At 70.5% G+C, this 24,667-nt stretch carries 23 protein-coding genes and 2 pseudogenes; 13 read left to right on the forward strand and 12 right to left on the reverse strand.

The features are described 5' to 3' along the window. The 3 genes from G6024_RS02270 to ilvD form a co-directional block, all read left to right on the forward strand. On the forward strand, positions 1-1,082 hold a 1,082-nt coding region (locus tag G6024_RS02270; RefSeq protein WP_478213469.1), incomplete at its 5' end, for an LLM class oxidoreductase. Between the two features lie 99 nt (positions 1,083-1,181). Further along, entirely contained in the window at positions 1,182-2,543 is a 1,362-nt protein-coding gene (locus G6024_RS02275) for a cryptochrome/photolyase family protein (RefSeq protein ID WP_200841542.1), read from the forward strand. Positions 2,544-2,652: 109 nt separating this feature from the next. Beyond that, the gene (gene ilvD / locus G6024_RS02280) at positions 2,653-4,392 is read left to right on the forward strand and encodes a dihydroxy-acid dehydratase (protein ID WP_096905209.1); all 1,740 of its coding nucleotides are present in this window, start codon (positions 2,653-2,655) and stop codon (positions 4,390-4,392) included. An 88-nt stretch (positions 4,393-4,480) separates the two neighbouring features. Here ilvD and G6024_RS02285 read toward each other — a convergent pair. Both G6024_RS02285 and G6024_RS02290 read right to left on the reverse strand, forming a co-directional pair. After that, positions 4,481-4,837 (reverse strand): annotated as a pseudogene (locus tag G6024_RS02285) (VOC family protein); the annotation flags it as partial. 63 nt (positions 4,838-4,900) lie between these two features. After that, positions 4,901-5,587 carry a phosphate signaling complex PhoU family protein gene (locus tag G6024_RS02290; protein ID WP_096905210.1) on the reverse strand — a complete coding sequence of 229 codons (687 nt, stop codon included), beginning with the start codon at positions 5,585-5,587 and terminating at the stop codon, positions 4,901-4,903. A gap of 124 nt (positions 5,588-5,711) precedes the next feature. On the opposite strand from G6024_RS02290, the pseudogene G6024_RS02295 reads away from it, so the two are divergent. Further along, positions 5,712-5,983 (forward strand): annotated as a pseudogene (locus G6024_RS02295) (ABC transporter permease); the annotation flags it as partial. Positions 5,984-6,071: 88 nt separating this feature from the next. Here G6024_RS02295 and G6024_RS02300 read toward each other — a convergent pair. From G6024_RS02300 to G6024_RS02315, 4 genes are all read right to left on the reverse strand, one after another. Then, entirely contained in the window at positions 6,072-6,554 is a 483-nt protein-coding gene (locus tag G6024_RS02300) for a heme-binding beta-barrel domain-containing protein (RefSeq protein WP_069389787.1), read from the reverse strand. A 40-nt stretch (positions 6,555-6,594) separates the two neighbouring features. Then, the gene (locus tag G6024_RS02305; RefSeq protein ID WP_067718508.1) at positions 6,595-7,122 is read right to left on the reverse strand and encodes a DUF488 domain-containing protein; all 528 of its coding nucleotides are present in this window, start codon (positions 7,120-7,122) and stop codon (positions 6,595-6,597) included. Then, positions 7,122-8,162 (reverse strand): DUF808 domain-containing protein, encoded by a 1,041-nt coding sequence (locus tag G6024_RS02310; protein WP_067718505.1) that lies wholly within the window; start codon positions 8,160-8,162, stop codon positions 7,122-7,124. Before G6024_RS02310 ends, G6024_RS02305 begins: the two co-directional genes overlap by 1 nt. Positions 8,163-8,250: 88 nt before the next feature. Then, complete coding sequence (locus tag G6024_RS02315) at positions 8,251-9,126, reverse strand: oxygenase MpaB family protein (protein WP_069389791.1); 876 nt, start codon at positions 9,124-9,126, stop codon at positions 8,251-8,253. 82 nt (positions 9,127-9,208) lie between these two features. On the opposite strand from G6024_RS02315, the gene G6024_RS02320 reads away from it, so the two are divergent. After that, entirely contained in the window at positions 9,209-9,946 is a 738-nt protein-coding gene (locus G6024_RS02320) for a CPBP family intramembrane glutamic endopeptidase (RefSeq protein WP_067718502.1), read from the forward strand. Here the strand turns inward: G6024_RS02320 and G6024_RS02325 are convergent. The 3 genes from G6024_RS02325 to G6024_RS02335 form a co-directional block, all read right to left on the reverse strand. Then, a complete protein-coding gene (locus tag G6024_RS02325; protein WP_235027729.1) occupies positions 9,921-11,111 on the reverse strand; it encodes a multidrug effflux MFS transporter in 1,191 nt (396 codons plus the stop codon). The genes G6024_RS02320 and G6024_RS02325 overlap by 26 nt on opposite strands. Before the next feature lie 83 nt (positions 11,112-11,194). Beyond that, complete coding sequence (locus G6024_RS02330) at positions 11,195-12,778, reverse strand: cation:proton antiporter family protein (protein WP_067718499.1); 1,584 nt, start codon at positions 12,776-12,778, stop codon at positions 11,195-11,197. Between the two features lie 28 nt (positions 12,779-12,806). Next, complete coding sequence (locus G6024_RS02335) at positions 12,807-13,313, reverse strand: LGFP repeat-containing protein (protein WP_159147848.1); 507 nt, start codon at positions 13,311-13,313, stop codon at positions 12,807-12,809. A gap of 157 nt (positions 13,314-13,470) precedes the next feature. Between G6024_RS02335 and G6024_RS02340 the strand changes: the two genes are divergently transcribed. Continuing rightward, positions 13,471-13,956 (forward strand): VOC family protein, encoded by a 486-nt coding sequence (locus G6024_RS02340; protein WP_159147850.1) that lies wholly within the window; start codon positions 13,471-13,473, stop codon positions 13,954-13,956. Between the two features lie 124 nt (positions 13,957-14,080). Here G6024_RS02340 and G6024_RS02345 read toward each other — a convergent pair whose 3' ends face one another. The 3 genes from G6024_RS02345 to G6024_RS02355 form a co-directional block, all read right to left on the reverse strand. Beyond that, complete coding sequence (locus G6024_RS02345; protein WP_067718491.1) at positions 14,081-15,778, reverse strand: fumarate hydratase; 1,698 nt, start codon at positions 15,776-15,778, stop codon at positions 14,081-14,083. Between the two features lie 62 nt (positions 15,779-15,840). Beyond that, positions 15,841-16,407 carry a protein-L-isoaspartate O-methyltransferase family protein gene (locus G6024_RS02350; protein WP_235027730.1) on the reverse strand — a complete coding sequence of 189 codons (567 nt, stop codon included), beginning with the start codon at positions 16,405-16,407 and terminating at the stop codon, positions 15,841-15,843. A 55-nt stretch (positions 16,408-16,462) separates the two neighbouring features. Continuing rightward, positions 16,463-16,762: a hypothetical protein gene (locus G6024_RS02355; RefSeq protein ID WP_067718488.1), complete on the reverse strand. Its 300-nt coding sequence runs from the start codon at positions 16,760-16,762 to the stop codon at positions 16,463-16,465. A 195-nt stretch (positions 16,763-16,957) separates the two neighbouring features. On the opposite strand from G6024_RS02355, the gene G6024_RS02360 reads away from it, so the two are divergent. The 7 genes from G6024_RS02360 to G6024_RS02390 all read left to right on the forward strand — a co-directional run bounded on the left by G6024_RS02360 (position 16,958) and on the right by G6024_RS02390 (position 24,643). Next, on the forward strand, positions 16,958-17,869 hold the full coding sequence (locus G6024_RS02360) for a siderophore ABC transporter substrate-binding protein (RefSeq protein ID WP_067718485.1): 912 nt from the start codon (positions 16,958-16,960) through the stop codon (positions 17,867-17,869). A gap of 19 nt (positions 17,870-17,888) precedes the next feature. Further along, complete coding sequence (locus tag G6024_RS02365; protein ID WP_067718483.1) at positions 17,889-18,911, forward strand: ABC transporter permease; 1,023 nt, start codon at positions 17,889-17,891, stop codon at positions 18,909-18,911. Then, the gene (locus G6024_RS02370; protein WP_082924024.1) at positions 18,904-19,953 is read left to right on the forward strand and encodes an iron chelate uptake ABC transporter family permease subunit; all 1,050 of its coding nucleotides are present in this window, start codon (positions 18,904-18,906) and stop codon (positions 19,951-19,953) included. Before G6024_RS02365 ends, G6024_RS02370 begins: the two co-directional genes overlap by 8 nt. A gap of 14 nt (positions 19,954-19,967) precedes the next feature. Continuing rightward, positions 19,968-20,837 (forward strand): iron ABC transporter ATP-binding protein, encoded by an 870-nt coding sequence (locus G6024_RS02375; RefSeq protein ID WP_082924023.1) that lies wholly within the window; start codon positions 19,968-19,970, stop codon positions 20,835-20,837. 149 nt (positions 20,838-20,986) lie between these two features. Continuing rightward, positions 20,987-22,225 (forward strand): glucose-1-phosphate adenylyltransferase family protein, encoded by a 1,239-nt coding sequence (locus tag G6024_RS02380; protein WP_096905220.1) that lies wholly within the window; start codon positions 20,987-20,989, stop codon positions 22,223-22,225. A gap of 79 nt (positions 22,226-22,304) precedes the next feature. Continuing rightward, on the forward strand, positions 22,305-23,291 hold the full coding sequence (locus tag G6024_RS02385; RefSeq protein WP_159147852.1) for an LLM class F420-dependent oxidoreductase: 987 nt from the start codon (positions 22,305-22,307) through the stop codon (positions 23,289-23,291). Between the two features lie 122 nt (positions 23,292-23,413). Then, complete coding sequence (locus tag G6024_RS02390) at positions 23,414-24,643, forward strand: acetyl-CoA hydrolase/transferase family protein (RefSeq protein ID WP_159147854.1); 1,230 nt, start codon at positions 23,414-23,416, stop codon at positions 24,641-24,643. The last annotated feature ends 24 nt before the right edge of the window (positions 24,644-24,667 follow it).

The following is a 24,667-nucleotide window of genomic DNA, read 5'->3' on the forward strand; positions in this document are numbered from 1 at the left end:
GTGGGCGTTCGGCCCGCCGTGCCGCCCGTGCCAAGGTGGAAGCCATGACCTCCTCGCCGTGCACCCGCTCCGACGGTGACCCCCGCGCCCTGCCGGGGTTCCGGCGCACCTACGCGCCCGGCCGACTCACGGTCGGCCTCGGGTTCCCGATGCGGAGCCGGACCGACAGCGACGACGTCCACGACCCGGCGGCCCAGGTGCGCCTCGCACGGGCCGCCGAAGCCGGCGGTTTCGCCGCCCTCTACGTCCGTGACATCCCGCTGCGCGTGCCGTCCTTCGGCGACGTCGGTCAGGTCTACGACCCGTGGATCTACCTCACCCACATCGCCGCCCACACCTCGCGGATCGCGCTGGGCACCGCGGGCATCGTCCTGCCGGTGCGGCACCCACTGCACGTGGCCAAGTCCGCGTCCAGCGTCGACCGGCTGTCGGGCGGACGGTTCCTGCTGGGATTGGCGTCCGGCGACAGGCCCGAGGAGTTCCGCGCGTTCGGCCTCGAGCAGGGCGAGCGCGGTGAGCGGTTCCGCGAGAACCTCCGCGTGATGACGCACGCCCTGACCACCGAGATGCGCGGGATCCGGTGGTCCGGCGGATGGATGCACAGCGCGGACGTGGTGCCCAAGCCCAGCGCCGCGTCGGTGCCGACGATCATGATCGGCTCGTGTCAGCAGAGCGTGGCGTACCTCGCCGCCCACGGCGACGGGTGGATGACCTACCCGCGGGACTTCGACGTCCAGCGGCGCACGGTCGAGCAGTGGCGGGAGATGGTGGTCGCCGCGGCCGGGGGAGCCGGGAGCGACGGCGGTGGTGGGAACGAGGGCGGTGGGAACGACGGCGAGGTGTTCAAACCCTTCGCGCAGTCGCTGCAGATCGACCTCTCGCAGGACCCGGACGAGTCAGCCTCCCCGATCACCTTCGGCTTCCGGATCGGCCGGCGCAGGCTGGTCGACCACCTCGAGGACCTGAGGGGGATCGGGGTCAACCACGTGCAGCTGGGGCTGGGGGCCTGCCGCCGACCGGTCCTCGAGGTGATCGCCGAGTTGGCCGAGTACGTCGTGCCCGGTTTCCCCGCGCTCGACTGAACGGGATCCCCGGCCCGGGTCTGCCACACTCGGGAGATCACTGCGCCGCCCGCCGCCCCGGGGGCGGTCGTGCCCGTCGACGAGGGAGGCCCTGTGGGGATCTCGATCCTGTGGTTCCGACGTGATCTGCGGCTGACCGATCACCCCGCCCTCCTCGAGGCCGTCGCCTCCGGGGACGAGGTCCTGCCGGTCTTCGTCCGGGACCCCGCGCTGCTGCGGCGGGCCGGTGTACGGGCGGGGCGGTTGGCGGCCTCCCTCGCCGCGCTCTCGGGGGACACGGGCGGTGCACTGGTCGTGCGGACCGGAGACCCCGCCGAGGTGATCGCGGGGCTCGCCCGCGAGGTCGGCGCCGGCCGCGTCCACATCAGCCGGGAATCCACCCCCTACGGACGATGTCGCGACGACCGCGTACGCGCCGCACTCGACGCCGACGGTCGCGAACTGGTGACCACCGGGTCTCCCTACGCCGTCGGTCCGGGCCGGGTCCTGAGCGGCAGCGGGGAGCCGTACAAGGTCTTCACACCGTTCTCCCGCGCCTGGCACGAGCACGGGTGGCCCCCGCCCGGCGAGCGGCCCGACCACATCCCGTGGACCACCGCGTCCGGGGAAGGCCCACCTGAGGTCCCGGCACGAGCGGGCGGGACCGCAGCAGCGGGGGAGGCCGCGGCTCTCACCCGGTGGCGGGAGTTCCTCCACGACGATCTCCAGGCATACGACGAGCAGCGGGACCGACCGGACCTCGACACCACCAGTCGGTTGTCCGCGTACCTGAAGTACGGGGAGATCCACCCACGCACGATCCTGGCCGAACTCGCCGACCACCCGGCCGCGGGCGGGGAGGGAGCCCGCCGCTTCGTCACCGAACTCGCATGGCGTGAGTTCTACGCCGACGTCCTGTGGCACCGGCCACGATCCGCGTGGCGCGACCTGCGCGACCCGCTCGCGGGCATGCCCTACGACCACGGCCCCGGGGTGGAGGACCTCGTCGAGGCGTGGCGGCAGGGCCGGACCGGGTACCCGTTCGTCGACGCCGGGATGCGGCAACTACTCGCCGAAGGGTGGATGCACAACCGGGTGCGGATGGTCACGGCCAGTTTCCTCGTCAAGGACCTCCACGTCTGGTGGCCGGTCGGGGCGCGGCACTTCCTCGACCACCTCGTCGACGGTGATCTCGCCTCCAACAACCACGGGTGGCAGTGGGTGGCCGGCACGGGAACCGACGCCTCCCCGTACTTCCGGGTGTTCAACCCGGTGACTCAGGGGCGGAGATTCGACCCCGACGGGGAGTACGTCCGGCGATGGGTGCCCGAACTCGCTCACCTGTCCGGGGCCGCCGCCCACGAGCCGTGGCGCGCCCCGGGCGGCTACGACGGTGGCTACCCGTCGCCGATCGTCGACCACGCCGAGGAACGCCGCGAGGCCCTACGTCGGTACGACCTGGCCAGGGACGCCGATCGCTGACCGGGCCGTGGGGCCGCCGGCCGTCACGCCCGATCCGGGCCCCGCTCGATCGTCGGCCCCCCGGGAGGGTCCGAGGGCGCCGACCGCGGGGAGTGCCTAGGCTGGCCCCATGACCTCCGGCACCGACACCCCCCGCTCCGATAACACGACCACCGGCCGTGAGGCCGACATCAAGCCCCGAAGCCGCGATGTGACCGACGGCCTGGAGAAGACGGCCGCGCGCGGGATGCTGCGCGCCGTGGGAATGGGCGACGACGACTGGGTCAAGCCGCAGATCGGTGTGGCCTCCTCGTGGAACGAGATCACCCCGTGCAACCTCTCGCTCGACCGGCTGGCCAAGGCCGTCAAGGAGGGGACTCACGCCGGAGGCGGTTACCCGCTGGAGTTCGGCACCATCTCGGTGTCCGACGGCATCTCGATGGGCCACGAGGGGATGCACTTCTCGCTGGTCTCGCGTGAGGTGATCGCCGACAGCGTCGAGACCGTCATGAGCGCCGAGCGGCTCGACGGCTCTGTGCTGCTCGCCGGCTGCGACAAGTCCCTGCCCGGCATGCTCATGGCCGCTGCGCGGCTGGATCTGGCGAGCGTGTTTCTCTATGCCGGGTCCACCCTTCCCGGCTTCGCCAAGCTCTCCGACGGAACGGAGAAGCAGGTCACGATCATCGACGCCTTCGAGGCCGTCGGGGCCTGCTCGCGCGGTCTCATGAGCCGGGAGGACGTCGACACGATCGAGCGGTCCATCTGCCCGGGCGAGGGCGCGTGCGGCGGTATGTACACCGCCAACACGATGGCGAGCGCCGCCGAGGCGCTGGGTATGTCCCTGCCGGGCAGCGCGTCGCCGCCGGCCCCGGACCGCCGGCGCGACGACTACGCCAAGGCGAGCGGCGAGGCCGTGGTCGAACTGCTGCGGCAGGGCATCACCGCGCGCGACATCATGACCAAGGAGGCGTTCGAGAACGCGATCGCCGTCGTCATGGCCTTCGGTGGGTCCACCAACGCGGTCCTACACCTGCTCGCGATCGCCAGCGAGGCCGAGGTCGAACTGACCCTCGACGACTTCGCTCGCATCGGCGCCACGGTGCCGCATCTGGCCGACGTCAAGCCGTTCGGTGCCCACGTTATGACCGACGTGGACAAGATCGGTGGCGTCCCGGTGGTCATGCGGGCCCTGCTCGACGCCGGTCTGCTCCACGGCGACTGCCTCACCGTCACCGGCCGCACCGTCGCCGAGAACCTCGCCGACATCGCTCCGCCGGACCCGGACGGCAAGGTGCTCCGAGCGATGTCCGAGCCGATCCACCCGACCGGCGGGATCACGATCCTGCGCGGGTCGCTCGCCCCCGAGGGTGCGGTTGTCAAGTCCGCCGGTTTCGACTCCGACGTCTTCGAGGGCACCGCGCGCGTCTTCGAGCGCGAGCGCGCTGCCATGGATGCTCTCGAGGACGGGACCATCACGGCGGGCGATGTCGTCGTGATCCGCTACGAGGGTCCCAAGGGCGGGCCCGGTATGCGTGAGATGCTCGCCATCACCGGTGCGATCAAGGGCGCGGGCCTGGGCAAGGACGTCCTGCTCATGACCGACGGGCGCTTCTCTGGTGGCACGACCGGGCTGTGCGTCGGCCACATCGCCCCGGAGGCCGTTGACGGGGGACCGATCGCGTTCGTGAGGGACGGCGACCGGATCCGACTGGACGTCTCGCAGGGGGCCCTCGAGCTGCTGGTGGACGAGTCCGAACTGCGGTCCCGGCGCGAGGGGTGGGAGCCCCTGCCGCCGCGATACACCCGCGGCGTCCTCGCCAAGTACTCGAAGTTGGTGCAGTCGGCGTCCACCGGGGCGATCTGCCGCTGACCCCGGATGGCACGACGACACCCGGCCGCGGTTCTCTCGCGACCGGGTGTCTACCGGCCTCCGGGTCAGGCTGGTGTAACCCGAACACATTGCCCTCGGTGTCGAGGAAGTAGCCCTGCCAGGCCATTCCCGGGAGCGCGTGCGTGTCCAGCGCCACGGTGCCCCCGGCCGACAGGATCATCCGGGCGGTGGCATCGAAGTCCTCGCACCCCACGGTGAGCACGGCGCCCCGGACCGGCGCCCCGGCCGCGGGCGGATCGCCGGTCCGCTGCTTGATCGCGCCGTTGATGCCGGGGGCGTCCTCGGGTCCGGTGGTCACCCCGAAGTAGGGGCTCCCGGCGTACTCGCTCCAGTCCTCGAACGTCCAGCCCAGCGCGTCACCGTAGAACGTGCAGGCCCGGGCCGGGTCGGAGGCGTGGATCTCGAAATGGACCGGTCGGGACATGGCGGTCTCCTCATCGGGTCGCGGAAACCCAGGATATCGCCGCGCGGAATCGTCCGGCAGTACTCAGTCCAGAACCGTGCCGTCATCGAGATGGGACAGCGACCCGCCCTCGGGGCGCTCGCCGGTCGCCAGGTACACGACCCGGTTGGCGATGCTCACGGTGTGGTCGCCGAAACGCTCGTAGTAACGGGCGAGTAGGGCCAGGTCCACGGCCGCCACCGAACCGTGCGGCCAGTCCTCGGCGGAGATCTGCTTCATGAGGTCCGCGTGGAGGCGGTCGACGGCGTCGTCCTCGGCGTCCAGGGTGCGTGCCCTGTCCGCATCCTTCTCGACGAGCAGGGCGGTGAGCTCGCGGGCCATCCGACCGTCGTGCTGCGACAGTTCCCGGATGAGCGGGACGAGCGGGGCGGGCACCACGGGGAGCGGGTGGCGTCGGCGGGCGACCCGCGCGATGTGGCCGGCCAGCGCGGCCATGCGGGTGAAGTGCTCGACGATGTAGATCCCCGAGACCACCTGACGTAGGTCGCCGGCCACCGGGGACTCGAGCAGGAGAAGCTCGAACGCGTGCTGCTCACTGGCCTCACGGAGATCCTCCAGTTCCGCGGCGCCGTCGATCACCTCGATGGCGGCGAGTTCGTCGCCGTCGAGCAGTGCCGCGGTGGCTCGGTCGAGCAGGCGGATGTTGGTCTCGCAGAAGCGAACCAGCTGGTCCGAGAATTCATCGAGCTTGGAATGGAAGACAGTGCGCATGACACGACTGTAGTGCCGGTGCGGTAACGGACGGCTTCCGTTCTCCCACTGTTCACCGCGCCGCCCTCCGGAAAGGGGGACCCGGCCCGGGAATGAATAGACAGAACGGTCCCCGACCAGGGTCGCCAGCGGCTGGGAGCGCCTGACCCGGGTCGTCATCCCCGCGGTCCGGCCGGCGATCCTGGGCGGCATCCGCCTCGCGCTCGGGACGGCCTGGATCGTGTTGGTGCCCGCGGAGATGCTCGGTGTGCGGTCCGGCCTGGTTATCAGATCCTCAACGCCCGCGACCAGTTGGCCTACGACCAGGTCATGGCGGTGATCCTCGTGATCGGCATCCTCGGATTCGCGCTGGATGGGCTGTCACGGCTGGTTCTGCGCGACCGCGCCGCGCGCTGACGCTCGCGGCTGGCCCCGGCGGCCGGTGGTCGCGCAGCGCCCGGATCAGTTCGTCGTTCCTCGTGACCGACCGGCCCTGTGCTGCGGTCTAGGCCCTGCGCAGCTCGGAACGCAGGTGGTGGGTGAGGGGCTGGCCGACCGCTGCCATGGCGAACGTGGTGGTGATCCGGTCGTCGACGGTCTCGTAGCGGCGGTGCGTGGTGTCGACCTGCTTGGCGCTCGCACTGTTGTGCACGCGTGAGTGGAACTCCAGCACCAGGGCGTCCGCCTCGGCGACGAGCGTTCCCTCGCAGAGTTCGGTCTGCCCGGTGGGTTGGGACAGGACGAGCTCGGCCGTACCGTCACCCGGGACCCGGAGGTATCCGGTCTCGGTGTGCATGGGGGATCCGGTGGGGCTCCACGTGCGCTGCACGTAGTGCAGGAAGGGCTTGCCCACGTCGGTGAACGTGATCTCCTCGGTGTAGGTGAAGTCGTCGATCGTCGGGTACGAACCGGCCCCCTCGCCTCGCCAGGTGCCCAGCAGGGCGGCGACGGGGGTCAGGTTGGCGGCGGGCGTCGAGGCGGGATACATGGCGCGAGACTAGGCCATCGGTGACGCCGGCCGCGCGGGGTCAGCCATCCCAGACCGGTTCGCCGTGCTCGTCGAGCCGCAGGCCCTCGCTCGGACTGTGCTCGGTGATCTTTCCGGTGTGCATCAGGTGCCCCACGGGCAGACCGTGGACCGTGGCGACGACGTCGGCGACGATCCGACGATGGCAGCGCCACCACACCGACTCCGAGCACATGACCGCGACCTGTCGCGATCGGGCGTCGGCCACGACCCGATCGAGGGCGGCGCGGAATGCAGGGTCCCGGGTCCAGGCGCTGTAGGCGCGGAACGCCTCGACCCGCCACCAGGTGTCGGGGGAGGCCCGGCGCCGGTCGGCGGTGAGGCTGCGGCGGCCGCCGAGGTCCTCTTCCCAGCGGTAGTCGATCCCCGCCTCGCCGACGATCTCGGGCACCGCGCCCTTGGCAGCGGCGGAGTTCGCGCGGCTCCCGGGAAAGCGCCGGATGTCCACGAGGAGTTCGACGCCGGCGCCGGTGAGCAACCGTGCCAGCTCGTCGCGATCCAACCTGCCGTGCCCCACCGTGAACAGCATCAGTGGCCGGTGTCCTCTCCCGTCCTCGTTCGGGTCGCCCCGCCGTGGTCACCGCGCGCGCCCCCGGCGTCGGTGCCGGACCCGGCGTCGGAGTCGGCGTCCGCCCCGGCGTGCGACCCGGAGCTCCGTCGCGGGATCAGGTGCATGATCGCCACGACCACCGCGCCCACCGCGAGGCCGAAGACCAGTGCGCACGCCGTGTCGACGAGCCAGGCGAGTACCGCGCCGACGCCCGCGACGCCCGCCGCGGGCTCGGTCAGGACGTGTACGAGGTGGTACGGCCCCGTCACGCCGAGTTCGTCGAGCCCCACGAGGAGGATGTGGCCACCGACCCACAGCATGGCCAGCATGCCGACGAAGGAGATCACCTCGAGCACCGTCGGCATGGCCTTGACCAGACCGTGGCCGAACCGCTGCACACCCGGGGACTCCCTCCCCGCCAGGTGGAGGCCGACGTCGTCCATCTTCACGATCACCGCGACGACGCCGTAGACGAGCGCGGTGATGCCCAGCCCCACGACGACCAGGATGATCGCCCGGGACCAGAAGGACTCCGACGCGACCTCGTTGAGGGAGATCACCATGATCTCGGCGCTGAGGATGAAGTCGGTGGTCACGGCGCCGCGGACCATCTTCGCCTCGGCGTCCGGGCCCCGGTCCACGACGGGGGCGGCCTCCTCGTGGTGTCCGGAGACCCGCTCCCAAACCTTCTCCGCCCCCTCGAAGCAGAGGTAGAGCCCGCCCAGCATGAGGATCGGGGTGAGGATCCACGGCACGAACTGGCTGAGCAGGAGTGCGAAGACGATGATGATCGCCTTGTTGCCCAGTGACCCGATGGCGATCTTGCGGATCATGGGCAGTTCGCGGGACGGGTCGACGTCGCGGACGTACTGGGGGGTCACGGCGGTGTCGTCGACCACCACGCCGGCGGCCTTCACGCCGGCGCGGCCTGCGGCGGCGGCGACGTCGTCGGTACTGGCCGCTGCCATGCGCGCGAGCACCGCGACGTCATCGAGCAGGGCGGCGAGTCCACCGGCCATCACAGACCTCACTTCTCAACGGGCGGGGGGAACCCGCGGACGACAGGGCCGACCCCGGAGGGTCGGATCGTCACAGGGTAGCGCCGCGTCACTCGGTCGCGTCGAGGACCCAGCGCAGTGAGGAGACACCGGCGCGTCCCAATGCCCGTCCGAGTCCGCTGGATCCGAGCGGCCCGTCGGGGAGTTCGAGCATCGTCCGGGCCCACCCCGGCAGCGCCGCGACGGCTCCCTCCCGCAGCAGCGCGTAGGCGGGCCTGTCGGTCAGTCCCATCGGTGGTCCGTCGAGCAGGAAGTGGCGCGCGTCGAGCGCGGCGGGCGAGGCCTCGAGCTCCGGCCGGTACTCCTCCAACGCCGCGTCGAGGTCGCGCACGGTGAGGGGCACCTCCCCGGCGCCCATCATGAGCCCGGTTCTCGAGGCCTGTCGTACGTAGTCGTCTCGTTCGGCCGGCGTCAGCGGCTCGCGCCAGTAGAGGCGGTGGCATTCGAGGAAGCTCCAGATCTCGGCGACGTGGACCCAGCGCAGGAGGTGGGGGTCGCGGGCGTCGTAGGGGCGCCCCCGGTAGTCGGTGCCCAATACCGCGCGGTGCGCACCGTTGATCTCCCGGATGAGCCGGGAGGCGTCGGTGATCGTGCCGAAGGTCGTGGTGGCGATGAACTGCGAGGTGCGCTGGAGGCGCCCCCACGGGTCGCCGCGGTAGTCGCTGTGGTCGGCCACCCCGGCCATGGCCAGCGGGTGCAGGGACTGTAGGAGGAGTGCGGTGAGTCCGCCGGCGAACATGGAGGCGTCTCCGTTGACGCGGCAGATGGCGTCGTCGGGGGAGTTCCAGCGTTCGCCCTCGGAGTGCCAGATCTGCTGGCGTCTCGCGTCGGCGTCGTCACCCGCCACCCGGGAATGGACCACTAGGCCCACCCTGCGGCGGGCGCCGGTCAGGGCGCGGGACGCGGTCGTCGTCACCGTTGCCATGGTGGACACCCCGTCACGTGACGTGGTCGTCCGTGTCACCATACCCCTGGTACGGACGGGCCGCGCGGTATCGTCGCGACTGATGACCACGACGTCGACGTCCCTGTCCGGCCGCTCCCGTGTGCGCGGGGTGGCGGGCGTCGCCGCGGTCCTGGCCACGCTGGTCGCCATCAATCTCACCGCCAACCTGGCGGGTCTGCCCTTCCGCGAGTGGATCGTGCCGCTGGCCGTTCTCGTGCTGGTCGTGGTCGCCAAGGCGCGGTGGATGCGGTGGTCGGACCTGGGGCTGGCGGCGCGGCACATGCCCCGCGGGCTGGCGTACGGTCTCGCGGCGACGGTGCTGGTGGCGGCCGTGGTCACGGCCGGGTGCCTGATCCCGGCGACGAGCCCGTTCTTCCTGTCCGAGCGCTACTCGGACCTGCGCATGGCGGTGTTCTCGGCGCTCGTGCTGATCCCCCTGATGACGGTCCTGCCCGAGGAGCTCGCGTTCCGCGGGGTCCTGCAGGGGGCGCTCGAGCGGACCTTCGGCACCACGGGCGTGTTCGTGATCGGGTCATCGGCGTTCGGACTGTGGCACGTCACGTCGTCTCTCGGGCTCACGGCCGGCAACGCCGGCCTCGCACAGGTCTTCGGTACCGGTCTGGCGGGTCAGCTCGCGGGGATCGGCCTGGCGGTGACCGCGACCTCGGTGGCCGGGGCCGGGTTCATCTGGATCCGTCGCCGCAGCAGCAGCCTCCTGGCCCCGATCGGGTTGCACTGGGCGTTCAACGCCGTCGGGGCGCTCGCCGCAGCGCTCACGTGGCGCGCACTGGCCGGCTGATCACCGCCCACGTCGCCGCGACGACCAGGACGGCGCACGCCCCCATCACGACGAGCAGCGGGATCACCGAGTGCGGTCCGGCGAGTCCGGTGAGCGGGGAGACCACGGCGGCGAGTCCGAACTGGGCGGCGCCGAGGAGCGCCGATCCGGAGCCCGAGCGGCCCCGGGTGGCCTGCATGGACAGTGCCGCGGCGTTGGGCAGGACCAACCCGACGGACAGGGTGAGCAGGACGAACCCCACGGTGACCGGTGCCAACCCCAGGGTGCCGGCGGGGGAGAGGGCGACGACGACGACGAGGTGGACGATCGCCGTCACCATGCCCACCACGCCGGTGCGCATGATCTTCTCCGGGGCGAACCGGCCGATCAGCCGGGCGCCCGCGAGGTTCGAGACCAGGATCCCCAGCGCGTTGACGGTGAACGCCACCGAGTACGCGGTGGGGGACAGGCCCACCATGTCCTGGTAGATGAACGGGCTGGCGGAGATGTAGGCGAACAGGACGCCGAAGGTGAACACGAACACCGACACGCGCGCGATGAACGGGCCATGGGTGGCGACGCCCCGCATGTCCGACACGGTGGACAGCACACTCCCGGTACGGCGGGACGCGGCCGGGAGCGACTCCGGCACGGCGACGAGGACCCCGACGACCGTGATGGCGGACAGGCCGGCCAGTAGCCAGAACACGCTCCGCCAGCCGCCGAACGGCACGACCGCGCCGCCGATGAGCGGTGCGATGACCGGGGCGACGGACTGGATCGCCATGAGGGTGGCGAACGCCTTGGCCACGCCCGCACCGCGCCCGACGTCCACCACGACGGCCTTGCTCAGGACGATCCCGGCCGCACCGGCGAAGCCCTGCGCGACGCGTCCGAGCACCAGGATCCAGATGGACGGGGCCAGCGCGCACACCACTGCCGCGAGTGCGGTGCCCACCGAGCCCAGGACGAGCAGCGTCCGCCGCCCCACCCGGTCGGAGAGGGGCCCGATCACGAGCTGCCCCGCCGCCAGCGAGACCATGAACGCCGTGAGGGTGAGCTGGGCGGTGGAGGCCGTGATCCGGAACTCCTCGACGATCAGCGGCAGCGCGGGCAAATAGGTGTCGGTCGCGAACGGCCCGATCGCCCCGGTGAGCGCGAGTGCGAGGAGCATCGTGGCGGGCACCGACGCGGTGGGTGTGGGTGTGGGGATCGGCGGTGCGGTGGGTGGTGTGGGGGGCGCGGCGGAGGGTCGTCGGCCGGCAGACCTCATTCACGCACCCCCGCGGCCTCGGCGGCACTGTCCGCCAGGCCGACCCCGGTGCCCTCGAAGATGTGGAAGGCCACGTCGGCTCCCCGAGCGATGAGTTCGTCCCTCTCGTCGTCGTACTGGGCGACCACCGCGACGGCGCCCTCGAAATCCCGCGTGTCCACCTGCTCGAGGGCGATGAGGTTCGAGCCGTGGAACGGCATGGCCAGCACGATGATGTCCACCTTCTCGTCGTTCACACAGCGGTCCCAGAAGTCGTCGTCGGTCGCGTCGGCCTCGATCACGTGCACATCCTGCTCGCGGAGCCTGGCGACCTTCACGGGGTCGTTCTCCACCCCGACGACCGTCAGACCGTACTCCTCGGTCAGACGGTCCCGCACCGCGCGGCCCACCCGGCCCACCCCCAGGACCAGCACCCGGGCGTGACCGATGTCGAGCGGGGCGTCCTCCGGGTGGGTGCGCTCGTCCCGCAGGGTGGGTACGAGCGAGGACAACCGCGCCACGAGCCGCGTCCCGCGGTGGTTGACCAGTGTCGAGATCACGAAGCTCGCGGCGACCGCGACCGACACCACCACGAGCCAGTCCTGCTCGACGAGACCCGCATCGACCCCGGTCGCGGTGACGATGAGCCCGAACTCCGAGAAGTTGGCCAGCGCGAGGCCCGCCAGGATCGAGGTCCGTTTGCGCAGCCCGAACGCTGCCAGCACGAGGGTGAACACGGCGGCCTCCAGGGGGAGCAACACCACGAGCAGGAGGCCCAGCAACAGGGTCTCCGGGGTGGGCGTGACGTGGAGGCCGATCGAGACGAAGAAACCCACGAGCAGGAGTTCACGCAGACCGAAGAGGGTCCGGGACAACTCGGCGGCACGCGGGTGCGAGGCGAGGAGGACTCCCACCACCATCGCCCCGAAGTCACCCTTGATGCCGACGCTCTCGAACAACCAGTACCCCGGCACCAGCGCCATGGTGATCCCGAACAACGCCTGCAGTTCGCCGTGACCCAGCCTGCTCCAGGCCCGGCGGACGAGCCACACCGCGGGGAGCAACAGTGGCAACGCCAACGCCCACGGGCTCGGCGGGGCGCCCGTCATCGCCGTGAGGAACGCGACCGCCACCACGTCCTGCAGGACGAGGATGCCGATCGCGACCCGACCGTAGAGGGTGTGGGAGTCGGACCGCACGTCGAGCACCTGGACGACGAAGACGGTGCTGGAGAACGACAGCGCGAAGCCCAGCAGGGCCACCACCTGCCAGTCCGCCCCGGCTAGCAACCGCACCCCGATGATGGACAGCATCCCCAGGAAGCCGGCGGTCAATCCCGCGACCGCCAGGAGGTTGGCGGCCGTCGTGGCCAGGACCTCACGGCGCAGGAGCATCCGCACGTCCAGTTTGAGCCCGATGGTGAAGAGCAGGATCGTCACGCCGAGGTCGGCGAGTGAGTCCACCACGGGCAGGGCCTCGATGCCGGGCGCGTGGAGGATGAACCCCGAGGCCAGATAGCCGATGAGGGTGGGCAGGCGCATCATCCGGGCGACGAACCCGCACCCGAACACCACGACGAGGTAGATCGCGACGGTCTCCAACGGTGCTACTCGCCCGGCGCGGTGGTCGTCACCGCACCTCGACGACCGGCCGACCGTCCAGGAACGCGATCGTGCCGTTCTCGAACGCCGAGATCCACCCGCCGTCGGTCGTCGTCTCGTCCGAGACGGGGAAGCCCAGCTCACCGGCGGGGCCGCCCGCCTCGCGATAGGCGGCGAGGATCTCGCCCTGGACCACGAACGCGTTCCCGGACGGTGTGAGCACGATCGCCCCCCGCTCGAAGTCGGTGACCGAGCCGCCCTCCACAGCCGTCGGCGGCCCCGTCACCCGGCCGAGATCGCTCTGCTCGCCGCCGAGCTCGTTCCAGCGGTCCGCAACGGCCACCGGGATGTCGACGCCCGAGTCCGCGGGCCCCGGGACGGGGGTCGACCTCGTCGTCGTCGCCGTCTCCGTCGAGGACACCGGTGCGGCGGACTCACCGGCGCCGCCACCGTCGTCGGCGGAACAGGCGACCAGGCCGGCACCGAGGGTGACGGCGAGAGCGAGGGGGGCGAGGACACGCGTGATCCTGTCCATGCCAGAGATCCTAGCCGCCCACCCGTCGGGCCCACCCCGCCCGCCGCCGCCGCCGATGCCGAACCGTGATGCCCGAGTCCTTTCCGGGGGCGGCGGGCCGGTGGACACTGGGAGCGGGAGATCCGTCCGACCGGGCGAGCCCCGGGAGGAGGCCGCGATGGCCGTGATGACCACGTGTCTGTGGTTCGCCACCCAGGCGGAGGAGGCCGCCGAGTTCTACTGCTCGGTGTTCCCCGACTCGCGGGTCCTCGCCGTGGACACCAGCCCCGTCGACACCCCGGGACCGAAGGCGGGGGACGTGCTCACCGTGGAGTTCGAGCTCGACGGGCGGCCGTTCATCGCGCTCAACGGAGGCTCGGACCCCGAGTACACCGACGCGATCTCCCTGGAGATCCGGTGCGCCGACCAGGCGGAGATCGACCACTACTGGAACGGTCTACTCGCGGGAGGGGGCCGTGAGGTGCAGTGCGGGTGGCTGATCGACCGCTTCGGAGTGCGGTGGCAGGTCGCGCCGCAGTCCCTCTACGATCTGTGGCGCGGCGAGGACCGGGAGTCGGCGGCGCGCGCGTTCGCGGTGATGATGGACATGGTGAAGCTGGACGTGGCGGCCATCGAGGCGGCGGCTGCGGGCACCGACGCCTGACTCGGACTCCCACTCGTCGGCCCTACGAAATCCGCTATTCGCATTCCGGATCCGCTACTCGATATGGAGTAGCGGATCCGGAAAACGAGTAGCGGATCTGCGGGAACGCGGGAACGAGGGCGGGTCAGAGGCCGGGGCGCTTGCCGATCGTCAGCGTGACCTCGCCGGTGTGGGCGAAGAAGTCCTCGCCCTTGTCGTCCACCACGATGAAGGCGGGGAAGTCCTCGACGTCGATCTTCCACACCGCCTCCATCCCGAGCTCCTCGTACTCGAGGATCTCCACGTGCTTGATGCAGTCCTGCGCCAGGCGCGCGGCCGGACCGCCGATCGAGCCCAGGTAGAACCCGCCGTGGGCCGCGCACGCGTCGGTGACCTGCTTGGAGCGGTTGCCCTTGGCGAGCATCACCATGGATCCGCCCGCCGCCTGGAACTGCTCGACGTAGGAGTCCATGCGGCCGGCGGTGGTGGGCCCGAACGATCCCGACGGCATGCCCTCCGGCGTCTTGGCCGGGCCGGCGTAGTAGACGGGGTGGTCCTTGAGGTACTGCGGCATCTCCTCGCCGGCGTCGAGCCGCTCCTTGATCTTGGAGTGCGCGATGTCGCGGGCCACGACCAGCGGGCCGGTCAGGGACAGGCGGGTCTTGACCGGATGCCTGCTCAGCTCGGCGAGGATCTCCGGCATCGGTTTGTTGAGGTCGATCCGCACCGCGGCGCCCTTGCCGGTGCCGGAGATGCCGTCGGTTGCGGCGTCGAGCTCCGCGTCCGTGGTGGCGGGCAGGAACCGGCCCGGCTCGAACTCGAGCTGCTCGAGGAACACGCCCTCCGGGGTGATCTTGGCCCTGGCCTGACGGTCCGCCGAGCAGGACACCGCGATCGCGACGGGCAGCGAGGCGCCGTGGCGGGGCAGGCGGACGACGCGGACGTCGTGGCAGAAGTACTTGCCGCCGAACTGCGCGCCGATCCCGATCTGCTGGGTGAGCTCGAAGACCTTCTCCTCGAGCTCGACGTCGCGGAAGCCACGCCCGGTCATCGCGCCCTCGCGGGGGAGCTCGTCCAGGTAGTGCGCCGAGGCGAGCTTGGCGGTCTTCAGCGCGAACTCCGCCGAGGTACCGCCCACGACGATCGCCAGGTGGTACGGCGGGCAGGCGGCCGTCCCGAGCGAGCGGATCTTTTCCTCGATGAACTGCATCATCCGGTCGGGGTTCAGGATCGCCTTGGTCTCCTGGTATAGGAACGACTTGTTGGCCGACCCGCCACCCTTCGCCATGAAGAGGAACTTGTAGGCGTTCTCGCCGCCCGGGGTGGTGTTGGCGCCGATCTCGATCTGCGCGGGCAGGTTGGACCCGGTGTTCTTCTCGTCCCACATGGTGAGGGGGGCGTTCTGCGAGTAGCGCAGGTTGAGCCGGGTGAAGGCGTCGTACACGCCGCGGGCGACGGCCTGCTCGTCCGGACCGGGCGTGAGCACGTGCTGGCCGCGCTCGCCCTTGACGATGGCCGTACCGGTGTCCTGGCACATCGGGAGCACGCCGCCTGCGGCGATGTTGGCGTTCTTGAGCAGGTCCAGGGCGACGAACTTGTCGTTGTCGCTGGCCTCGGGGTCGTCGAGGATCTTGGCGACCTGGGCCAGGTGGTCACTACGGAGGTAGTGGGAGATGTCGTGCATCGCCGTCTCGGTGAGCAGACGGATGGCCTCGGGGTCCACCCGCAGGAACGTCATCCCGTCGGGGCCCTCGACCGTCGACACGCCCTCGGTGGTGAGGAGGCGGTATTCGGTGGTGTCCTCCCCGACGGGAAGAAGGTCCTCGTAGAGGAAGTCGGCCATCAGGGGCTCCTGGTTCTGGAGGTGGACAAACTTCCCCCAGGATAGTGGCCGGGGTCACGGGGTCAGAATCGGGTGTGGAGCAGGGGGACGAACCGGTACCCGCCGTGCTCGGTCACGTCGATGCCGTCATCGGTCCGGCGTACGCGGTGCATCGCCCCGGCCCAGGGCGCCACCATGACGCCGTCCACGGTGAGCTGGTCGACGAGCTCCGAGGGGAGGTCGTCGGCCATCGCGGAGACGAGGATGCGGTCGAACGGGGCGAGGGAGGGGAGGCCCAGCGTCCCGGGCTCGGCGGGGTGGACACGTACCCAGGGTTGTCGTATCGCCGCCCGGGAGCGTTCGACCAGCTCGGGGACGAGTTCGACGGCGGACACGGAGGAATCGGTCCCCCCGAGTTCGCCGAGGATCGCCGAGGTCCACCCGCTGCCCGAGCCCACGTCGAGCACCCGCATCCCGGGGAACGGCTCGAGGAGCGAGAGCATCGCCGCGACCGTCGACGGCTGTGAGTTGGTCTGCCCGAACCCGATCGGTAGCGGGGCGTCGAGTTCGTAGTCGGCCACGACCTCCGGCGGGAGGAATCGACGGCGATCCTGCGCGCGCATCGCCTCCGGGATGCTCGGGGTGCTCACCGCGAGACCTCCTCCCGCCGGGCATGGCGGCGGGGCTGATCGCCCCGCCCGGGCTCTATGCCTCGCCGAGAACGCGCGTCTCGCCGTCGGGGTCGAGGTCGTCGATCTGGTCGCGGGGCTCCTCGGCGACGCCCTTGTCCTCGGGCTCCGCGGTGTCGACGTCGGGGCGCTCGGCAGACAGCTTCTCGTCGAGGGTGTCGTTCTCCTCGACGGGCTTCCACGACTCCGGCGCGTCGACGGTGAGGTCCTCACCGTCGGTCGAGATGGTGTCGGCGTCGAGACCCTCGCTGCCGTCGAGCGTGTTCTCGTCGTAATCGCCGTCGGTGTCCTGGTCGTACTCGCGTTCGGTGCTCATACCGTCGATTGTGCGTCGTCCGCCAGCCCGTCGCATCCGGTCGCCCCGCACCCCGGGGGAGTCGGAGGGTCCCGGATCGTCCGGGCCGTGAGGCTGGCAAACTGCCGAAGTGAGGTAAGCCATACGTAAGACTTGCCCAGGAGCCGCGAGGGTGGTTAAGGTGAGCCTAACCTTCCGAACCAACCTTGGAGTGACATGAAGCGATTCCCCAAGATCGTCGCAGCGACGGCCGCCGTCGCGCTGACCGGTGGCGCACTGACCGCCTGCGGGAGCTCGGATGCACAGTCCGCCGGAAACGAGGGTGAGGGGCCGACCCGCGTCGTGCTCACCAGCCACGCCGCTGCCGACACGCTGGATGAGCTCGATCTCGAGGATCGCGTCGTCGGCCTGGTCAAGACCGGGGTCTTCCCGGAGGCGCTGGACGCCTACGTGGGCGACGAGTACACGGACATCGGCAGCCTCAAGGAGCCGAAGATGGATGTGATCGCGGAACTGGGGCCCGACCTCATCCTGTTCGGCAACCGCACCCGCGCGATGGAGCCCGAGTTCGCCAAGATCTCCGACCAGGTGATCGCCGGTGATCCGGACACCGCCGAGACGATCGCCTCCAACCGCGCCAAGGTGGAGGAGATCGCCGCGCTGTTCGGGGCCGAGGACAAGGCCGCGGACGAGCTCGCCGAGATCGACGAGATGGTCACCGAGACCCGCGCCAAGGCCGAGGGCGCGGGTACGGCGCTGGTGCTCATGACCTCCGGTGGCAAGGTCACGGGGTACGGACCGGGTTCACGCTTCGACCTCATCTTCAACGAGCTCGGCATGACGCCCGCCGGTGAGCTCGAGTCCGAGGGCAGCCACGGCGCGCCGCTGAGCTGGGAGCAGATCGCCGAGCTGAACCCCGACCACGTTTTCGTCATCGACCGCGACGCCGCGATCGGTGCGGAGGGCGAGGCGGCCACCGCCCTGCTCGACAACCCGCTGTTCAACCGGACCAACGCCGCGACCAACGACAACGTCCACTTCCTGGACGGCCAGAACTGGTACCTCGTCGGGGGCGGCATCGGCGTCCTCGAGTCGATGATCGACGAGATCGACTCCGCCGTCTCCTGACGGTGGGAGTCCACTTCTCATGACGACCACCCTGGTCGAGCGCCGACCGCAGCGTCACTCGCTGTGGCCGGCGCTCGGCGTCGTCGCGCTCGTGCTCTCGCTCGTCGCGAGCGTGTTCGTGGGCGCGGCCGACATCACCGTGTGGGACGCGCTCACCGGAGGGCTCACCGAGGCGCACCGTGTCTACCTCGTGGAGGCCCGTCTGCCCCGCACCGCCGCCGCCGCCCTCGCGGGGGCGTCCCTGGCGATCGCCGGTCTGCTCATGCAGTTGCTCACCCGCAACCGCTTCGTCGAACCGTCGACCGCGGGGACCGTCGAATCGGCGGGGCTGGGACTCGTGGTGGTGGCGATCATCGCGCCGGGCGCCCCGATCGTGGCCAAGATGCTCGTGGCCATGGTGTTCGCGCTCGCCGGGACCGCCCTGTTCCTCGCCTGCATCCGTCGCGTCCCCGTGTCGGACTCGTTCGTGGTGCCCCTCATCGGCATCATGCTCGGCTCCGTGATCGGGGCGGTCGCAGCCTTTCTGGCCCTGTCGCGTGACCTTCTCCAGATGCTCAACTCGTGGATGCTCGCCGACTTCTCGGCGGTCCTGGCCGGGCGGTACGAGCTGCTGTGGCTGGTGGCGGTCCTCGGTGTCCTCGCCTACATCGCCGCCGACCGCTTCACCGTGGCGGGCCTGGGTGAGGACGTCTCGACCGGTCTCGGGCTCGACCACAAGACCGTCGTCGCCGCCGGGATGGCGATCGTGGCGGCGGTCGCCGCCGTCGTCGTCGTCACCGTCGGTGCCCTCCCGCTCCTCGGGCTCGTCGTTCCCAACGTCGTCTCACGCCTGGTGGGAGACGACGCCCGCCGGGGCTTGCCTCTCGTGGCACTGCTCGGGGCGGTCACCGTCCTGATCTGCGACATGGTGGGCCGGTCGCTGCCCGGGCTGTTCGCCGGCGGCGCCCCCGGTGCCGGCGAGATCCCCGTCGGGACGATCGTCGGGATCCTCGGCGGCGCCGTGTTCCTGGCCATGATGCTGAGAGGGGTGCGCAATGCCTGAGACCGCCATCCTCGTCGCACCGCCGGAGAGCCTCACCCGGGGACGGACGAGAGCGGAGGCCGACCGCCGTCGACGGTGGATCGTGACCCTCGTCTGTGCCGTCGCGGCCGTCGCGGCGCTCGCCGCTCTCGTCCTCACCGGGTTGCCGGACACCGTCGGTTCCAGGGCGTGGTCCTACTCCCTCGACCGACTGTCGCGCCACGCGGTGGCGATCGTCCTGGTCTCGGTCGCGGTCGGGGTCTCGACGGTGATCTTCCAGACCGTCACCGGCAACCGGATCCTCACGCCGGCGCTGATGGGTTTCGACTCGCTGTACCTGCTCATCCAGACCATGCTCGTGTTCTTCATGATCCCGCGCGATGCCGCCGTCATCGGGGGCCTGACGAGCGGCGGTCTCTCCGGATTCCTCGGTCAGACCGCGATCATGGTGGTCGCGTCGACCTCGCTCTACCTGTGGCTGCTCGGGGGTCGGAGAACCGATATCCACCTGCTGCTGCTGGTGGGTGTGGTGTTCGGCGTATTCTTCCGCTCCGCCTCCTCGTTCTTCCAGCGCCTGCTGGACCCGGCGGCCTACCTGCAGGTCCAGGACGCCATGTTCGCGAGTTTCCGAGGGGTCCAACTCGACGTCCTGGTGGCGTGCGGGGTCATCGTGGTGGGTGGACTCGTCGCCGTGGCGATCCTCGGCCGTCGACTCGACGTGATGCTGCTGGGGCGCGATCCCGCCGTCGCGCTCGGCGTCGACCACCGCCGGGTCACCATCGTGGTCCTGGTGGTGGTCTCCTTCCTGGTGTCCGCCTCCACGGCCCTGATCGGGCCGGTGATGTTCTTCGGGCTCATCGTCGCCAACGCGGCCTACGCCCTGCTCGGCACCACCCTGCACCGGTTCACCCTGCCGGTGGCCTCGCTGCTGGGCGTGATCGCCCTGGCGGGGGGCGAGATGGTCCTCGGCGCCCTCGGCGTCGAGTCCGCCCTGAGCATCGTCATCGAGTTCGCCGGTGGCCTGCTGTTCCTGTTCCTGCTCCTGACCAACCGCGCACGCTGAAAGAGAGGCACACCATGTCCCTTCTCCCGTTCCGACGCCGCGACGACCGATCCGGTGAGAACCGGTGGTCGGCCGGGTGCGGTATCGAGGCGCGGTCGGTGTGTTCGTCCTACGGCGACACCCGGGTCCTGCACGACGTGACCGCGTGCTTCGCGCACGGTGGCGTGACGTCTCTCATCGGGCCCAACGGCGCAGGAAAGTCGACGCTGCTGGGTGTCATGAGCCGGCTCCAGGCGGCGGATTCCGGAACGGTGCTCGTCGACGGCGTCGACGTGTCGGTCAACGGTGGGCGTGAGCTGGCCCGCCGCCTCGCGGTGCTCCGCCAGGAGAACGCCGTCTCCATCCGGCTCACCGTGCGGGAGCTGGTCGGATTCGGCCGGTTCCCGCACAACGGTGGCAGGCCCGGCCCGGACGACGCCGAGCACGTCGACTACGCCCTGGGGGCGATGGAACTCGAGGACCTCGCCGACCGGTATCTCGACGAGTTGTCCGGTGGCCAGCGCCAACGGGCGCACATCGCGATGGTCTTGGCGCAGGACACGGACTATGTCCTGCTGGACGAGCCTCTGAACAACCTCGATCTCCGGCACGCCACCTCGATCATGCGGTTGCTGCGTCGCACCGCCGCGGAGCGGGGCAAGACCATCGTGCTCGTCATCCACGACATCAACATCGCCGCCGCGTACTCGGACCGGATCATCGCCATGAAGGACGGGCGGATCGTCTCCGACGGCACCCCGGCCGAGATCATGCGCACCGATGTCCTCAAGGCTGTCTACGACATGGAGATGCAGGTCGCCGAGGTCGCCGGGCGGTACGTGGCCCTGTACTTCGACGGGGAGGACGAGTTGGAGGAGTGTGGCGCGGCGTTGTCCACCGCCTGAGCCCACCGCCTGATCCACCGCCTGATCCGCCGCGGCCTGATCCGGCCACACGGTGCCGGGCGACCGGTGGGATGACGCCGCAGTCCGGTTAGAGTGTCGTACTCGCATGGGGTGGGTAGTCCCACGCCTGACCGGAGAGGAGACCTCGCATGGCGCCGCTGTCGGTCGTCACCATAGTCCTCGCAGGTGGAGCCGGTTCCCGGCTCCGTGCGCTCACCCGGGACCGGGCCAAGCCGGCCGTTCCCTACGGGGCCGGGTACCAGCTGGTGGACTTCTCCCTGAGCAATGCCGCCAACTCGGGCCTGAGGGATGTCTGGGTGGTGCAGCAGTTCCATCCGGTGTCCCTGGGGTCCCATCTGCGGAGCGGCCGCCCGTGGGATCTCGACCGACTCGACGGCGGTCTGCTGGTGCTGCACCCGTCGCAGGGAACGGGCCGGGACGGTTTCCACTCGGGGACCGCGGACGCACTGTGGAAGCAGATCGAGCCCCTGCGCGAGGCGGCCCCGGACGTCACGGTCGTGGTCAGTGCGGACGCGGTGTACCGCCTCGACTACGACGAACTGGTCCGCGATCACCTGGACTCGTTCGCCGAGCTCACCATGGTCACCACTCGCGTGGCCCCCGAGGACGCCTCCCGCTACGGCGTGGTCCGGGTGGGCGAGGACGGGGCCGTCACCGAGTACCGCTACAAGCCGGACGATCCGGACGGCGACCTGATCTGCGCGGAGATCTTCGTCTTCAACACGACCGCCCTCATCAGTTACCTCGAGCGGGCCCACGAGGACGTCGTCACCGCCGGCGGCGCGGGGGACCTGGGCGACATCGGGGACAACATCCTGCCCGCCATGGTCGGGGCGGGGCACGCCCGGGAGTGGCGGCACGAGGGGTACTGGCGGGACGTGGGGACCGTCGAGTCCTACTGGGCCGGCCACATGGACCTCCTCGGCGAGTCCCCGGTCCACGAGCTGGATGTCCCGGGGTGGTCCCTGCGGACCGCGTCGGCCTTCAGCGGTCCCGCCCGGACCGGGGAGGCGGCGCAGGTCGTCGGGTCACTGCTCGGGCACGGCGCGGTGGTCCACGGGACGGTCGAGCATTCCGTCGTGGGGCCCGGGGCGGTCATCGAGGCGGGTGCGAGGGTCCGGGACAGTGTCATCCTGCCGGGTGCCGTGGTCCGGTCCGGTGCGCACGTGGAGACCGCGGTCGTCGACGCCGACGTGGAGGTCCCTGTCGACGCGAGGATCGGCGAACGGCAGCCCGGTGCGACCGAGTCGACGGTGCGCGTCGCGCTGTTGGGCAGCGCCCCGGACGGACCCCGTCCGGCCGGGTTCGTGCTCGCCGCCGGCACGCTGGACCCACCCGATGACGACGACGAGGACCGCAGCGTCTGATCTGGTAGCGCTGGCCCACCCGTCGGAACCGGTCGTGGGTCGGCCACCCGGGCCGGGTTCCGGGGCTAGGCTCGGCGCCATGCGATTCGGACTGTTCCTGCCCCAGGGTTGGCGCCTCGACCTGGTCGACGTGCCGGCCGCCCGTCACTGGCCGGTCATCTCCGACCTGGCCGCCCGCGCGGACGCCGGGCCGTGGGAGTCGGTGTGGGTGTACGACCACATGCACACCGCGCCCCTCACCTCGACCGAGGCGACGCACGAGGCGTGGAGCCTGATGTCGGCGCTCGGTGCGACCACCTCCAGGGTCCGGCTCGGCCAGATGTGCACGTGCGTCGGATACCGAAACCCGGCCATGCTGGCGAAGATCGCCGCGACGGTCGACCACATCTCCGGAGGCCGGGTGGAGATGGGGATCGGCGCGGGCTGGTACGAGCACGAATGGCGGGCGTACGGCTACGGATTCCCCTCCGCGGGTGAGCGGTTGGCCATGCTCGACGAGAGCGTGCGCATCCTGTCCGAGGCGTGGTCCGACGGCGTGGTCTCCCTCGACGGCGAGCACTACCGGGTCGACGGGGCGATCGTGCAACCGACGCCGCTGCAGGAGGGTGGCATACCGATGTGGATCGCTGGCGGGGGCGAGCGCAAGACCCTCCGTACCGCTGCGAGGTACGCGGACTACACCAACTTCGACGGCACCGCCGAGGGCTTCGACCACAAATCGAAGGTGCTGTTCGGGCACTGTCGGGACATCGGTCGTGACCCGGCCGAGATCACCCGGACCGCGAACTACAACGTGGCGATCGGGGAGACCGAGAAGGACGTCGCGGATCGGTTGACGTACCTGAAGGACCGGATGGCGACGCACGTCGGTGAGGACGAGGCGGAACGCCAGCTCGGCGCGTACCGCGGACTCCCGGCGGTGGGGACGCCGGAGCAGATCGTCGAGAAGCTGACGGAGATCAAGGCGTTGGGAATGGAGTACGGCATTTTCTACTTCCCCGAGATCGCCACCGACACCTCCGGGCTCGAGTTGTTCGAGCGCGAGGTCATCCCGGCCCTGTCCTGAAACCGCCGGGGTGTGTCATCGCACCGCGACGTCCGGAACTACGAGAGCAGGTGTCAGTGACGAGGAACGTCGAGTACGAGGAGCGTCCGGCCGAGGCGGTCCTCGACCACATCACGCCGGGGATGCACGTCATCGTGCCCATCCAGAACGCCGCCCCGCCCGCGCTGCTGCGGGCGCTGGACGCCGGGGCCGCCGGACTGGAGGACGTGACGGTCCACCACATGGATCCCTGGGAGTCGCTGCCGTTCATGGAGGGTGCCTACCCGGGCAGGCTCCGGCATGTCGACTACTTCCTGGGTCGCGGGTCGCGGGGGAACTTCCACCGGGGCCACTGCGACCTCATCCCCGTCGATTTCGCGCAGGTGCCGGCCACGCTGCGTGAGTTCTCGCCCCCCGGCTTGGCGATCGCCACGGTGTCGGAGATCGACGAGCACGGCTTCTTCTCGATGGGCACGAACGCCGACTACGTCGCCTCGTTCATCGGTCAGGTGCCGTTCTTCGTCGAGGTCAACTCCCACATGCCCCGCACCTTCGGGCGCAACCACATCCACATCTCCCAGGTGGTGGGCGTGACCCGTAACGACACGCCGATGATCACCGTGGAGGCGCCGCCACCGAGGGAGATGGACAACGCGATAGCGGACGTCATCGCCGAGCGTGTCCCCGACGGGGCCTGTCTCCAACTCGGGGTCGGCAGGTTGCCGAACGCATTCCTGTCCCGGCTGACGGATCACCGTCATCTGGGGATCCACACCGAGGCGTTGTCCGACGGGGTGATGGACCTCGTCGAGGCCGGGGTGATCGACGGGTCGCGCAAGACGGGGCGGCCGTTCAAGCACGTCACCACCTTCGCCCTCGGGTCGCAGCGACTCATGGACTGGCTCCACAACAACCCTTCTGTGGCGATGCTCCCCGTGGATATCGTCAACGACCCGAGGGTGATCGGCCAGGAGCACAATCTCTACTCGATCAACGCGACCAGCGAGGTGGACCTGTTCGGGCAGGCGGCCTCGGAGACCATCGGCGGCCGGTACTGGTCGGGGGCCGGGGGACAGGCGGACTTCGCCCGGGGCTGCACGTTCTCCCCGGGAGGCCACGGGTTCATCGTCACCCCGTCGCAGACCTCCGGGGGCGTCAGCAGGATCTCCCTGTCGCTCACGCCCGGCAGTCCGGTCACCACCCACAAGAACATCATCGAGAACGTCGTCACCGAATTCGGTATCGCGGAGCTGAGGGGCAAGTCGGTCGCCGGGCGGGCCGCGGCGCTGATCGCTGTGGCGCACCCGGATCACCGGGAGCGGCTCAGCCGGGAGGCGCGGGAGGCGGGACTGCTCCCGCGGGCTCACCACTAGTCGCCCCCGGGCGCCGGGCCGGTG

Origin of the sequence: Dietzia maris (assembly GCF_014144855.1) — a bacterium.
Taxonomy (GTDB): Bacteria; Actinomycetota; Actinomycetes; order Mycobacteriales; family Mycobacteriaceae; genus Dietzia; species Dietzia kunjamensis.